Source organism: Sulfurimonas sp. ST-27 (genome assembly GCF_048081595.1).
GTDB lineage: Bacteria > Campylobacterota > Campylobacteria > Campylobacterales > Sulfurimonadaceae > Sulfurimonas > Sulfurimonas hydrogeniphila.
The window spans coordinates 787,229-799,443 of the sequence record NZ_CP182226.1; the positions used below are offsets into that span (position 1 = coordinate 787,229).

General features: G+C 29.7%; 14 protein-coding genes. All 14 read left to right on the forward strand.

The genetic code is table 11. The features are described from left to right. Nucleotides 1–37 precede the first annotated feature (37 nt). The 14 genes from pseB to ACM66U_RS04245 are packed head-to-tail and all read left to right on the forward strand — an operon-like array spanning nucleotide 38 to nucleotide 12,207. Nucleotides 38–1,024 carry a UDP-N-acetylglucosamine 4,6-dehydratase (inverting) gene (pseB, locus tag ACM66U_RS04180; RefSeq protein WP_418641207.1) on the forward strand — a complete coding sequence of 329 codons (987 nt, stop codon included), beginning with the start codon at nucleotides 38–40 and terminating at the stop codon, nucleotides 1,022–1,024. A gap of 1 nt (nucleotide 1,025) precedes the next feature. Next, nucleotides 1,026–2,153 (forward strand): UDP-4-amino-4,6-dideoxy-N-acetyl-beta-L-altrosamine transaminase, encoded by a 1,128-nt coding sequence (gene pseC, locus ACM66U_RS04185; protein WP_418641208.1) that lies wholly within the window; start codon nucleotides 1,026–1,028, stop codon nucleotides 2,151–2,153. Nucleotides 2,154–2,156: 3 nt separating this feature from the next. After that, nucleotides 2,157–2,867 (forward strand): pseudaminic acid cytidylyltransferase, encoded by a 711-nt coding sequence (gene pseF, locus ACM66U_RS04190; RefSeq protein ID WP_418641401.1) that lies wholly within the window; start codon nucleotides 2,157–2,159, stop codon nucleotides 2,865–2,867. Beyond that, complete coding sequence (gene pseG, locus ACM66U_RS04195) at nucleotides 2,864–3,769, forward strand: UDP-2,4-diacetamido-2,4,6-trideoxy-beta-L-altropyranose hydrolase (protein ID WP_418641209.1); 906 nt, start codon at nucleotides 2,864–2,866, stop codon at nucleotides 3,767–3,769. The genes pseF and pseG overlap by 4 nt, the downstream gene beginning before the upstream one ends. Then, nucleotides 3,754–4,449: a methionyl-tRNA formyltransferase gene (locus ACM66U_RS04200; RefSeq protein WP_418641210.1), complete on the forward strand. Its 696-nt coding sequence runs from the start codon at nucleotides 3,754–3,756 to the stop codon at nucleotides 4,447–4,449. Before pseG ends, ACM66U_RS04200 begins: the two co-directional genes overlap by 16 nt. Beyond that, on the forward strand, nucleotides 4,442–5,122 hold the full coding sequence (locus tag ACM66U_RS04205) for a PIG-L deacetylase family protein (protein WP_418641211.1): 681 nt from the start codon (nucleotides 4,442–4,444) through the stop codon (nucleotides 5,120–5,122). Before ACM66U_RS04200 ends, ACM66U_RS04205 begins: the two co-directional genes overlap by 8 nt. Beyond that, entirely contained in the window at nucleotides 5,119–5,760 is a 642-nt protein-coding gene (locus ACM66U_RS04210; protein ID WP_418641212.1) for a formyltransferase family protein, read from the forward strand. The genes ACM66U_RS04205 and ACM66U_RS04210 overlap by 4 nt, the downstream gene beginning before the upstream one ends. Then, entirely contained in the window at nucleotides 5,747–6,772 is a 1,026-nt protein-coding gene (gene pseI / locus ACM66U_RS04215; protein ID WP_418641213.1) for a pseudaminic acid synthase, read from the forward strand. The genes ACM66U_RS04210 and pseI overlap by 14 nt, the downstream gene beginning before the upstream one ends. After that, nucleotides 6,762–8,411, forward strand: coding sequence for a hypothetical protein (locus ACM66U_RS04220; RefSeq protein ID WP_418641214.1), 1,650 nt, complete (start codon nucleotides 6,762–6,764; stop codon nucleotides 8,409–8,411). The genes pseI and ACM66U_RS04220 overlap by 11 nt, the downstream gene beginning before the upstream one ends. Next, nucleotides 8,398–9,894 carry a lipopolysaccharide biosynthesis protein gene (locus ACM66U_RS04225; protein ID WP_418641215.1) on the forward strand — a complete coding sequence of 499 codons (1,497 nt, stop codon included), beginning with the start codon at nucleotides 8,398–8,400 and terminating at the stop codon, nucleotides 9,892–9,894. The genes ACM66U_RS04220 and ACM66U_RS04225 overlap by 14 nt, the downstream gene beginning before the upstream one ends. Beyond that, nucleotides 9,878–10,645: an HpcH/HpaI aldolase family protein gene (locus tag ACM66U_RS04230; RefSeq protein WP_418641216.1), complete on the forward strand. Its 768-nt coding sequence runs from the start codon at nucleotides 9,878–9,880 to the stop codon at nucleotides 10,643–10,645. The genes ACM66U_RS04225 and ACM66U_RS04230 overlap by 17 nt, the downstream gene beginning before the upstream one ends. Continuing rightward, nucleotides 10,642–11,409, forward strand: coding sequence for a 3-deoxy-manno-octulosonate cytidylyltransferase (gene kdsB / locus ACM66U_RS04235; protein WP_151900702.1), 768 nt, complete (start codon nucleotides 10,642–10,644; stop codon nucleotides 11,407–11,409). Before ACM66U_RS04230 ends, kdsB begins: the two co-directional genes overlap by 4 nt. 16 nt (nucleotides 11,410–11,425) lie before the next feature. Then, nucleotides 11,426–11,713 carry a nucleotidyltransferase domain-containing protein gene (locus ACM66U_RS04240; protein WP_418641217.1) on the forward strand — a complete coding sequence of 96 codons (288 nt, stop codon included), beginning with the start codon at nucleotides 11,426–11,428 and terminating at the stop codon, nucleotides 11,711–11,713. Then, on the forward strand, nucleotides 11,710–12,207 hold the full coding sequence (locus ACM66U_RS04245; RefSeq protein WP_418641218.1) for a hypothetical protein: 498 nt from the start codon (nucleotides 11,710–11,712) through the stop codon (nucleotides 12,205–12,207). Before ACM66U_RS04240 ends, ACM66U_RS04245 begins: the two co-directional genes overlap by 4 nt. The last annotated feature ends 8 nt before the right edge of the window (nucleotides 12,208–12,215 follow it).

Here is a 12,215-nt window from a genome sequence, read left to right on the forward strand (position 1 = left end):
AATATGTAATTTAATATTATGAGAACAAAGGAACAAAATGTTTAACAATAAAAATATATTAATCACAGGCGGAACAGGTAGTTTCGGGAAAAAGTATACAGAAATGATACTTGCAAAGTACAAACCTAACAAAATAATTATTTTTAGTCGTGATGAATTAAAACAGTATGAAATGGCACAATCTTTTAATGATGATTGCATGAGGTATTTTATAGGGGATGTTCGCGATGCACAGCGTGTTGAATATGCTATGGATGGTGTTGATTATGTTATTCATGCGGCTGCTTTAAAGCATGTTCCTGCAGCTGAATATAATCCAACAGAGTGTATTAAAACAAATATTGATGGTGCTCAAAATGTGATAAATGCTGCTATTAAAAATGAGGTTGAAAAAGTAATAGCACTTTCTACGGATAAGGCATCGAGTCCAATTAATCTTTATGGAGCAACTAAACTGGCGTCTGATAAACTTTTTATAGCTGCAAATAATATAGTAGGAAAACGAAAAACAAGATTTGCAGTAGTTCGTTATGGGAATGTTGTTGGAAGTCGGGGTTCAGTAGTTCCTTTTTTTAAAAATCTTATTGAGACAGGTGCATCTGAATTACCTATAACCGATGCCGATATGACAAGATTTTTAATTACCCTTAAAGATGGTGTACAGTTTGTTTTAAATAATTTTGAGAGAATGCATGGAGGAGAGATATTTATTCCTAAAATTCCTTCAATTAAGATGACTGATTTAGCCAAAGCCTTAGCTCCAAATTTGCCACATAAGATTATAGGTATTCGACCGGGGGAGAAGATGCATGAGGTGATGATAACAGCTGATGACAGGGTAGTCGAATATAAAACCTATTATGTTATTACTCCAACAATTCAATTTAACCATCATGTTGATTATACAGCTAATGCTTTGGGTGAGGAAGGTAAAGATATAGGTATAGGATTTGAGTATAACTCATTAAACAATACACAATGGATAAGTAAAAAAGAGTTTTTAGCAATGGAACAAAGTTTATAAGATGAAACAATTTATTTCTTATGGTAAACAATTTATAGAGCAAGATGATATTGATGCTGTCGTAGATGTATTAAAATCAGACTATTTAACAACGGGTCCGGTAGTAAAAGTATTTGAAAAGGCTCTTAGTAATTATTGTGGAGCGAAATATTGTATTGCTGTTGCTAATGGTACCGCTGCTTTACATTTGGCTTCATTAGTTTTATTAAATAAGGATGAAAAAGTTTTAACTACACCAAACTCATTTTTGGCTACTTCTAATGCTATTTTGTATGCAGGGGCTAAACCAATTTTTGTCGATATTGCAAAAGACGGGAATATTGATTTGGATCTGTGTGAAGAGGAGCTTAAAAAAGACAGTTCTATCAAAGCCATATATGCTGTTTCCTTTTCAGGTCGCATGGTCAATCAAGAGAAGTTGAAATATCTAAAAGATACCTATAGTATTAGAATTTTAGAAGACAATGCTCATGCTATTGGAGCCGTGTATAATGGCATCAAAGCAGGGAGTTGTACAAACTCTGATGTTTCTATCTTCTCTTTTCATCCTGTGAAGCATTTGACTACGGCTGAAGGTGGAGCGATTACTACAAATTCAAAAGAGCTTTATGAAAAGATGCTTACATTGCGAGGTCACGGAATGGTTAAAACCCCCGATATGAAACCTTGGGAATACGAGATGCGGGAACTTGGATTTAACTACCGTATTACCGATATGCAGTGTGCTTTAGGTGTCTCTCAACTTAAAAAGCTACCTCAATTTGTAAAGAAAAGATTTACAATAGCAAAAAAATATGATGATGCCTTTAAAGACTCTATAGTCAAATCACTTTATACTTTTGATGGCAAGTCATCGTATCATCTCTATGTAGTGCAAGTAGATTTCACACAATTAAAAATCTCTAAAGTAGAGTTGTTTAACAAAATGCGAGAAAAACAGATAGGACTACAACTTCACTACATACCAATAAATAAACAACCATACTATGAAAAATTGGGCTATGGAAATGAAAATACCCCAGTTATGGATAGATACTATGAAGAGTGTTTTTCTCTTCCAATGTATCCGCTTTTGAGTGATGATGAACAAGCGTATGTTATAGAAACTTTACTAGAGGTTTTAAAGTAGATGATGAAAAAAGATGCAATAGCTATTATCCCGGCACGAGGTGGCAGTAAACGAATACTGAAAAAAAATATAAAAGATTTTTTTGGTAAGCCTCTTATTGCGTACTCTATACAAACAGCTTTAGAATCCAAATTGTTTGACAAGATTATAGTAAGTACTGACGATGAAGAGATAGCTAAAGTAGCTAAAAGATATGGTGCTGAGATTATCAACAGACCAAAAGAACTAGCAGATGACTTTACAGGTACTGATGCAGTTATGGAACATTCAGTCCAACATTTAAAAGACCATGGAGAGATTTTTGAATATGTATGTACTATTTATGCGACTGCTCCACTTTTACAAAAAGAATATCTTGTAGAGGGATTTGAAAGACTAAAAGATTCGGATGCTATCAATGCTTTTAGTGCTACCTCCATGCCTTTCCCTATTCAAAGAACTTTTAAATTGACTGAGGATGGCAGATGTAAAATGTTTTATCCTGAATACTATATGACACGCAGTCAAGATTTAGAAGAGGCGTATCAAGATGCAGGTCAGTTTTACTGGAAAAAGTTAGGTGAAAAGTCTGATGAAGTTATGTTTGGTAAAGATTCTATTCCCATATTGTTGCCTAGATACTTAGTGCAAGATATAGATACTTTAGAAGATTGGAAAAGAGCCGAACTTATGTACAAAGTCATACAGCAAGATTTTAATGAAGGAAAAAGATGAAAAATAATAAAAAAATTCTTTTTCGAGCAGATTCATCATCAATTATAGGGATAGGTCATATTATGCGAGACCTTGTTTTAGCAAAGCAATTTAAAGGTGCAGATATCACTTTTGCTATACAAAATTTAGAAGGTAATATAAACCAAAAAATAATTGATTCTGAATATAGAGTTGAGATACTAAACTCAAATGACTTTGAAGAGTTTAATAAGCTTGTGAACTCTTTACATGTAGAGATGGTAGTGATAGATCATTATGAGATCGATTTTGAATTTGAAAAAAAATTAAAAAAGTATAATCCAAATATCAAGCTGATGGTACTTGATGATACCTATGAAAAACACTATTGTGATATACTTTTAAATCATAATATTAGTGCGGATGAAAAAAAGTATAAAGGCTTGGTGCCACAAAACTGTGAGCTTAGATGTGGTAGCAAATATACACTGATTCGTGATGAATTTAAAAAAGAACAAAAAAAAACCTATTTAAGAAATGAAAAATTTACTTTTTTCATAGCCATGGGTGGAGCTGATCATAGCAATGTAAATATTGATATATTGAAAAACTTTGAGAGTTTTGAGAATATTAGGATCAATCTAGTAACAACATCTTCAAATAAAAACTTGGATCGTTTAAAAAAGTATGTATATACTAAGAATTGGATAAAATTACATATAGATTCAAATAATATTGCACAGTTGATGAAAAAAAGTGATTTTGCCATTATTTCGCCAAGTGTTGTAGTGCATGAAGTTTTATATATGGATTTGGATTTTATAGCTGTTAAAACAGCTGATAATCAAAAAGATATGTATGACTATTTAGATAAAAATGGCTATCGTGTTGTAGATAGATCAGAACTATATAAATTAAGAGAGATACTATGCCAAATATTATAATAGTAACTATTAAAGAATGGAATATTGCTAATTATTTTAGATTAAAACAAGAGTATCAAAAGAAGTTTAATTTTTATCTTATAACGGATAAATCTGAATTAATCTTAGAACAAGTTCAAAAAATTAATCCACAGTATATTTTCTTTCCACATTGGTCATGGATAATCCCCAAAGAAATTTATCAAAATTTTGAATGTGTAGTGTTTCATATGACAGATTTACCTTTTGGTAGAGGAGGTAGCCCTTTTCAAAATCTGATTATGAGAGAAATTTATGATACAAAGATTTCAGCTTTAAAAGTAAATGAGAAGATAGATAGTGGTGATATATATTTAAAAGAAAATTTTAATCTTGCCTTGGGTAGTGCAGAAGAAAACTTTATAAGACTTTCAAATATAATTTTTACAAAAATGATACCTACTCTCTTGGAAAACAACATAATACCCCAAAAGCAACAAGGTGAAATAACAGAGTTTCGAAGAAGAAAACCATCGGAGAGTAATATTCAAATTTTAGAAAAAAAAGATTTAAACAAGATGTATGATTTTATCCGTATGCTGGATGCTGAAGGCTATCCTAAAGCTTATGTATTGCTTGATAACCTAAAAATAGAATTCAGTGAAGTGCATATGAAAGAAAATAAATTAGTTGGAAGATTTGAGGTAATAGAAAATGAGTAAAAAGATTTTAATAGTAGCAGCTCATCCTGATGATGAAGTTCTTGGTTGTTTTGCAACAGTCGCAAGACTTATAAAAGAAGGCTATGAAGCTTATACCCTTATATTAGGTGAGGGAAAAACGAGTAGAGATGATAACAGAGTAGTAGAAAATAAAAAAGACGAAATAGAGTTATTAAATATTGAAATACAAAAAGCCAATGCAATAATAGGGATTAAAAAAGTTTTTGTAGAAGCTTTTCCAGATAATAGGTTTGATAGTGTTGATTTACTTGATATTGTAAAGGTCATATTAAAAGTAAAAGATGAAGTGAGTCCAGACATAATATTCACACACTATGAAAATGATTTGAATATTGATCATCAAATTACTTATAGAGCTGTAATAACAGCCACGAGACCGATGGAAGATGAATGTGTGAGAGAAATATATAGCTTTGAAATTCTTTCATCTACAGAGTGGAACTATCCACTTTCATTTTCTCCAGATACATTTTGGGATGTAAGTGATACATTACAGTTAAAACTTGATGCCATGAAAGAGTATAAATCGGAATTATGCGACTATCCTCATCCAAGAAGTTTAGAAGGAATAAAACTCAATGCAAATTATCAAAGTATGAGAGTTGGAAAACGTTATGTTGAAGCATTTAAAAGTGTGAGGGTTTTAAAATGAATATAGCAATTTTAACATCAAAAAATCAATGGTTCGTCCCCTTTGCTAAACAATTGGTTAATCAAGTTAAAAATGCAACATTATTCTTCGAACATCAAATAATTGACAATAATTTCGAGATTATTTTTATCTTAGGATATCATAAAATCATTGGAAAAGAGTATCTTGAAAAACATCGACATAATATTGTTGTTCATGAAAGTGATTTACCAAAAGGTAAAGGTTGGGCACCTATGTTTTGGCAGATTTTAGAAGGTAAAAATGATATAGTATTTTCTATGTTTGAGGCATCTAATGGTGTTGATGATGGCGATATTTATATGAAAAAAACTCTTCATTTAGATGGTGATGAATTAAATCATGAGTTAAGGGAGAAGCAGGCTCTTTTTACAATAGATATGTGTTTAGAATTTATAAATAATTATGAAATATATAAACATCCTAAAGCACAAAAAGGTGAGGAAAGTTTTTACCCTAAGCGAAGTACAAAAGACAGTGAGCTGGATATACAGAAAACAATTAATGAACAATTTAACCTATTAAGAATCGTTGACAATGAAGAATATCCGGCATTTTTTTATAAAAATGGTCAAAAGTATATCCTAAAAATTGAAAAGGCAGATAATGAAAATAGGTAATTTTGATTTAACAAAAGATAGAACTTATATCATAGCAGAGTTGAGCGCAAACCATAACGGAGATATTGAGATTGCAAAAGATACTATAAAAGCAGCTAAAGAGATAGGAGCAGATGCTATAAAGCTTCAAACATATACAGCTGATACAATGACAATTGATTGTAAAAAAGATGATTTTATAGTAAAAGGCGGTACTCTTTGGGATGGAAAAAGTTTGTATGAACTTTATAAATGGGCATATACCCCTTGGGAATGGCATAAAGAGCTATTTAAGTATGCTAGAAGCATTGGTATAGATATTTTTTCATCTCCATTTGATAAAAGTGCTGTTGATTTTTTAGAACAGTTTCATCCATCAGCATATAAGATAGCTTCTTTTGAGATAACAGATTACGAACTTATTCGATACACTGCAAGTAAAGGTAAACCTATTATCATATCAACTGGAATTGCTACAATAGATGAAATACAGGATGCAGTAGATATCTGTAGGGGTGTGGGAAATGATGATATAGTTTTATTAAAATGTACTTCAGCTTACCCAGCGCCATTAGAAGATGCAAACTTGCAAATGGTACCAAACTTAGCACAAACTTTTGGAGTTATTAGTGGTTTTAGTGACCATACTTTAGGTTTAACTGCTCCTATAGCAGCGGTTACTCTTGGTGCGAAAGTGATTGAAAAACACTTTATACTAGATAAAAGCATAGGTGGAGCTGATGCTGATTTTAGTCTTGATAAACAAGAATTTAGTGATATGGTAAAAGCTATAAGAGATACTGAGAAATTGCTTGGAAAAGTTGACTATAGTATGAATGAAAAAAAGAAAAAATCTCGTCAATTTGCACGAAGTCTTTATGTGGCTAAAAATATAAAAAAAGGTGAAAAATTTAATGAAGAAAATGTAAGAAGTGTAAGACCAGGATATGGAATACATCCTAAGTATTTGAAAGATGTTTTGGGTGAAATATCTGATAAAGACTACAAGGTTGGGGATAGATTTGAAAGATAAATATTTATATATTGTTGATATGAGATTTAAACAAAATAGTTTTGATTTAAGTAATTATCTGAAAGATATTAATGCAAATATATTATCATTGACCCCTTATTCTAGCTTTTTATTGAATCAAGCTAAGAAAAAATTTATTACTTTTCATGATATAGTAAAGATTGAAGAATTTCATAAAAATGTATTTAAAGAATATAAAGAGTTTGAAGAAATTTTTAGTGACTTTAAAGAATTGAGTTTTTTATTTAGAGATTTTGCTTTTTTGATAACTTTTGAAAAATATTTTAATCAGCTCAAAAGTTATTTAAAATTAGCCAAAAAAGAAAATAGACAAATTTTTTATCTTACAGATGTAGATGGTATAAAAAGAGAAGAGAATTGTTTTTTATATAAAAGTTGTTTATTTGATAATCAATATGTGGATAAAATTATAAACATAAAAAATAAAGATGCAAGTTTTTATAAAAAGAATAAACTACAAAATATTTTTAATACTTTAAAATATAAAAAAGATATATTTGAAAATATTATAAATAAATATATTTTAAGAAAAGATACAAGCTTACCATATGATATGATACATTTTTTAGATGTCTATAATGATTTGAATCCGGTAACGAGAAAAGAGAGTATTGAAAAAAAGCAAATTTTTGATTTCATAGGAAGAGTAAATAAAACTATAATAGATAAAAAAAACAGTCTATTTAAAAATCAATATATGAAATTATTAGAAGATATTACTATTCATCTAACCAAATATGATGAAAAATATATAATTATAAAACCTTTTTCTTTTTTATCCAGGATGCAAAACTATCGACAAATACTTATAAATAAAAAAAATTCAATTCCAAATATATTTATGCAACATGGCAGTTATTTACAGGAAAATATTTTTTTAAAATACAATGAAATATATCCTGCTGATATAAACTTTGTATTTAATGACTTTACTAAAGAATTATTTCAGAATAGAGGAGCTAAAAAAATTGAATCTGTAGGTAGTATAAATTTTAACTATTCAATAAAAGAAAAGAAAAAAAAGTTTGATTTTTTATATATTACATATTGTACCGGTTATTCATATACAGGAGTGTTAATAAATAATTTTTCTCATTTAGTTTCAACGGATACAAATAATATATACACAAGACATAAAAAAATAATAGAGCTTTTTGGTGTAAAATTGAAAGATAAAAATATATGTATCAAAATACAGCCAGGTATTATGCTGGAGACAATGTTATATATACCATTTTTAGAATTAAGTCAGAATTATCCAAATGTGACTATAGAATTTAGTATTCCAATTCAAAATTTAATTCCGAAAAGTAAATACATAATTAGTGACTATTTTTCGTCAGAGTTTATAAATAGAGAATTGCACTATAAAAGAGATATAATCTTGTTTAGTGGACCACCTCTCTGCTTACCAGAAGAGACACTAGAAGATATGAAAAAAATGTTCATTTTAGTTGATACTGTTGATGATTTGGAAGAAAAAGTTAGAAATATTGAAAATATAACAAAAAATAGAAAACGATATGATGACATTATAGAGTATTACTCTTCAAAAAAATGTGATACCAAAAAGTTAGTTACAGAAATATTAGAGAAAGAACTAAATGCAAGAACATAGCCTAAAAAAACGATACAGCATTAAACTCTTTGCAAATATTATAAGTGGTATTATAGGTGCTATTTTAGTAGCTATTGTACCAAAAGCATTAGGTCCTGTTGCTTACGGGCAGTTTGTATATCTTCAAGATTTTTTTATGAAAGCGATTGGTTTTTTAGATATGGGAAGTTCTATCGCTTTTTTTACAAAACTCTCAGCTAAGCATACTAGAAAAGAGCTTATCTCATTTTATTTCTTATATTCTATTGCAGTATTGTTTATAGTATTACTTTTTGTATATGGTGTTAAAAGCTTGGGTTACAGTGAAAAACTTTTGCCAAATATACCAAGTGAATATATTTTTATGGGTTTACTGTTTGGTTTTCTTTCATGGTTTACTCAAATATTCATTAAAATATCAGATGCCTATGCATTGACTGTATCAGTGGAACTTATAAAAATAGGGCATAAAATAGCATCTCTTTTGTTGCTTTTGTATTTTGTTTATGTTACTGTTTTTGATTTGCATAAATATTTTTATTTTCAATATATTGCATTAGTATCTTTTTTATTGATAATTTCTTGGCTGTTTGTTAAAAAAAGGATATTTGAAAATGTTTTTAGTCTTAAATTTTCAATTCTAAATCTCTCAAAAGAGTTTATAGAATATTGTCATCCTCTTGTGATATACAGCATAGTAGGACTAATTGCCGGTTTTTTTGACATTTGGCTACTTCAAAAAATAGCTGGAAGTGAACAAACCGGGTTTTATGGTCTTGCTTATAGTTTAGCAGCTATGTGTTTTTTATTTACCTCTGCTATGACACCTATCATCACTAGAGAATTTAGTAAATCTTATGAGAAAAAAGATTTAGAAAATATGAGAAAACTTTTTTATAGATATATACCTATGCTTTATAGTATAGCTGCATATTTTGCGGTATTTATTTCTATACAGAGTGAAAATGTATTGGCAATATTTACAGATGAAAAATTTCAAAATGCTTATCCGGTTTTAATGATAATGGCATTGTACCCTATTCATCAAACTTATGGACAGCTTAGTGGAAGTGTATTTTATGCTACTGGGAAGACGAAACTTATGCGCAATATATCTTTATTTACACAGCCACTAGGGATGTTTATATCTTTTGGACTGATATATATTTTAGATTTTGGGGCTATAGGACTTGCCGTTAAAATACTTATTCTTCAACTAATTGGTGTAAATATTCAACTTTATTTTAATGCTAAATTTTTAAACTTTAAGATGAAGTCATTTGTATATCATCAAATTTATTCCATAGTGTTTTTTGTAGTCATCGCTTATATATCAAGTCATGTTTTTAGTTTTACCTCTCCTCTGATAAATTTTTTGACATCAAGTACACTATATACAGGTTTTGTTATAATAGGAGCATATATATTTCCAAAAGTTTTTGCAACTGATAGAGATGAGATAAATACACTTTTTTTAAGGTTAAAAAATGTCACTAAAAAATAAACTAAAAAACAATGAGTTAACTATTGGTAGTTGGATAATGATAGGCGATACTATGAGTGTTGAAGTTATGGCTTTGGCTGGTTTTGAATGGCTTGTAGTAGATACAGAGCATACTTCAATAGACTTAAAAACAATTCAAGATTTAATAGCGACCATTCAATCAAGTGGAATAAAAGCACTTGTAAGAGTAAGTAAAAATGAAGAAGTAATCATAAAAAAAGTTTTAGATATGGGAGCTGATGGCATCATAGTGCCCATGGTAAATTCAAAAGAAGATGCGCTGCAGGCAGTAGAGTTTGCAAAGTACCCACCAATAGGCAAAAGAGGTGTTGGACTATACAGAGCTTCTAAATATGGAACAGGTTTTGAAGAATATAAAAAATGGGTGGAAGAAGAGCTTGTAATCATAGCTCAAATAGAGCATATAGATGCAATAAATAATATAAATGAAATTATAAGTGTAGAAGGAATAGATGGTACTATTATAGGTCCGTATGACTTAAGCGGTAGTATAGGTCATCCTGGAGAGTTTGAACGAGATGATGTAAAGGATGCTGTGCAAACTGTACTCGATAGTTGCAAAAAAAACAATATCCCCTCAGGTTTTCATGTAGTAGATACAGACCCATCAAAATTACAAGAGAAGATAGAACAAGGTTGTACATTCTTAGCTTACGGGATAGATTACTTTTTTATGCGAGATTTGGCTATAAAAGGGATGGAAACAATTAAAAAAGGATTAAAATCATGAATATCATTTCGATAATTCCAGCAAGAATGGGCTCAAGTAGGTTTCCAGGTAAACCGATGGCAGATATACTTGGAATGCCAATGATAGGACATGTTTACAAAAGGGTAAAAATGTCTAAACTTTTGAGTGAAGTGTATGTAGCTACATGTGATGAAGAAATTTATAATTATGTAGAATCCATAGGCGGAAAAGCTGTTATGACAAGTGATTGCCATGAGAGATGCAGTGACAGGTGTGCGGAGGCTATGCTTAAAATAGAACAAGATGAAAATATCAAAGTTGACATCATGATAATGGTGCAGGGTGATGAGCCTTTGACATTTCCTCAGATGATAGATGAAGCAGTAGAACCTATGCTTCAAGATACAAGCATAAAAATTACAAACTTAGTAGCCGATTTAAACACGGTTGAAGAGTTTGAAGATCCAAATGAAGTAAAAGTTGTTATGGATAAGAATAATCATGCCCTTTATTTTTCAAGAGAACCAATACCAAGTAGAAAAAAAGGTGTTTTGGATGTTCCTATGAAAAAACAAGTGTGTGTCATACCATTTACTAGAGATTTTTTACTAGAGTACAATGAAATGGAACCAACACCTTTAGAGATAATAGAATCAGTTGATATGATGAGAATTCTTGAAAATGGGGGCAAAGTTAAAATGATAGACACAGAGTATGAAACAAAAGCTGTTGATACAAAGGAAGATTTGGATAAAGTTGTGGAGATTATGAAAGATGATGAGTTGTTTGAGAACTATATATAAGTTAAGGTATAAATAGATGAGACTCACTGATGATGAAGTAAACTTAATAAAAAAAGCTTTTTTTGAAACTTTTAAAGATGGTAAAATTTATCTTTTTGGAAGTCGTGTAGATGATACAAAAAGAGGTGGGGATATTGACTTGTATATTATTCCAAGAAATCAAGATGAGTTAAGAAAAAAGAAGATTGATTTTTTAGTAAAATTAGATGAGTACATAGGTGAGCAAAAAATTGATGTAGTAATTGCAAAAGATTTAAATAGACTTATAGAAAAAGAGGCTTTAAGAACAGGGATAGAACTATGAGAGATCTAAAAGCTACATTTATAGAAAAACTCCATGAATGTAATCAGCATAAAAAAAGGTTACTTTTAGCAAAAAAGAAACTGGATTCAATTATACCACTTAATATTCAAAAGTATAACAATCTTAATGATGATTATATTAGCTATATAGATCAGCTTATATTTAGATTTTCTAAGCTACAGGATACTATGGGAGATAAACTTTTCCCAGCATTGCTTGAGCTAATGGGAGAAGAGGTAAAAAGTAAACCATTTATAGACAGACTCAATAGATTAGAAGAATTAGGAATTGTAGATAAAAATGAATGGTTGAAGTTGAGAAAAGATAGAAATGAGATAGCTCATGAGTATAGTTTCAATCAAGATGAAGTAGTAGATAGTATCAATCTTATTTATGACATTACTTATAAACTTTTATTTTTTTATGATATTTTTTATAAATATTGTATTGATAAATTTGAGTTTATAAGAGATAGCGAGGTATTAAAGAGATAATAGTGGAT

Coding starts and splice junctions, on each gene's coding strand:
- pseB (WP_418641207.1), top strand. CDS start 38: ATGTTTAACAATAAAAATATATTAATCACAGGCGGAACAGGTAGTTTC.
- pseC (WP_418641208.1), top strand. CDS start 1,026: ATGAAACAATTTATTTCTTATGGTAAACAATTTATAGAGCAAGATGAT.
- pseF (WP_418641401.1), top strand. CDS start 2,157: ATGAAAAAAGATGCAATAGCTATTATCCCGGCACGAGGTGGCAGTAAA.
- pseG (WP_418641209.1), top strand. CDS start 2,864: ATGAAAAATAATAAAAAAATTCTTTTTCGAGCAGATTCATCATCAATT.
- ACM66U_RS04200 (WP_418641210.1), top strand. CDS start 3,754: ATGCCAAATATTATAATAGTAACTATTAAAGAATGGAATATTGCTAAT.
- ACM66U_RS04205 (WP_418641211.1), top strand. CDS start 4,442: ATGAGTAAAAAGATTTTAATAGTAGCAGCTCATCCTGATGATGAAGTT.
- ACM66U_RS04210 (WP_418641212.1), top strand. CDS start 5,119: ATGAATATAGCAATTTTAACATCAAAAAATCAATGGTTCGTCCCCTTT.
- pseI (WP_418641213.1), top strand. CDS start 5,747: ATGAAAATAGGTAATTTTGATTTAACAAAAGATAGAACTTATATCATA.
- ACM66U_RS04225 (WP_418641215.1), top strand. CDS start 8,398: ATGCAAGAACATAGCCTAAAAAAACGATACAGCATTAAACTCTTTGCA.
- ACM66U_RS04230 (WP_418641216.1), top strand. CDS start 9,878: ATGTCACTAAAAAATAAACTAAAAAACAATGAGTTAACTATTGGTAGT.
- kdsB (WP_151900702.1), top strand. CDS start 10,642: ATGAATATCATTTCGATAATTCCAGCAAGAATGGGCTCAAGTAGGTTT.
- ACM66U_RS04240 (WP_418641217.1), top strand. CDS start 11,426: ATGAGACTCACTGATGATGAAGTAAACTTAATAAAAAAAGCTTTTTTT.
- ACM66U_RS04245 (WP_418641218.1), top strand. CDS start 11,710: ATGAGAGATCTAAAAGCTACATTTATAGAAAAACTCCATGAATGTAAT.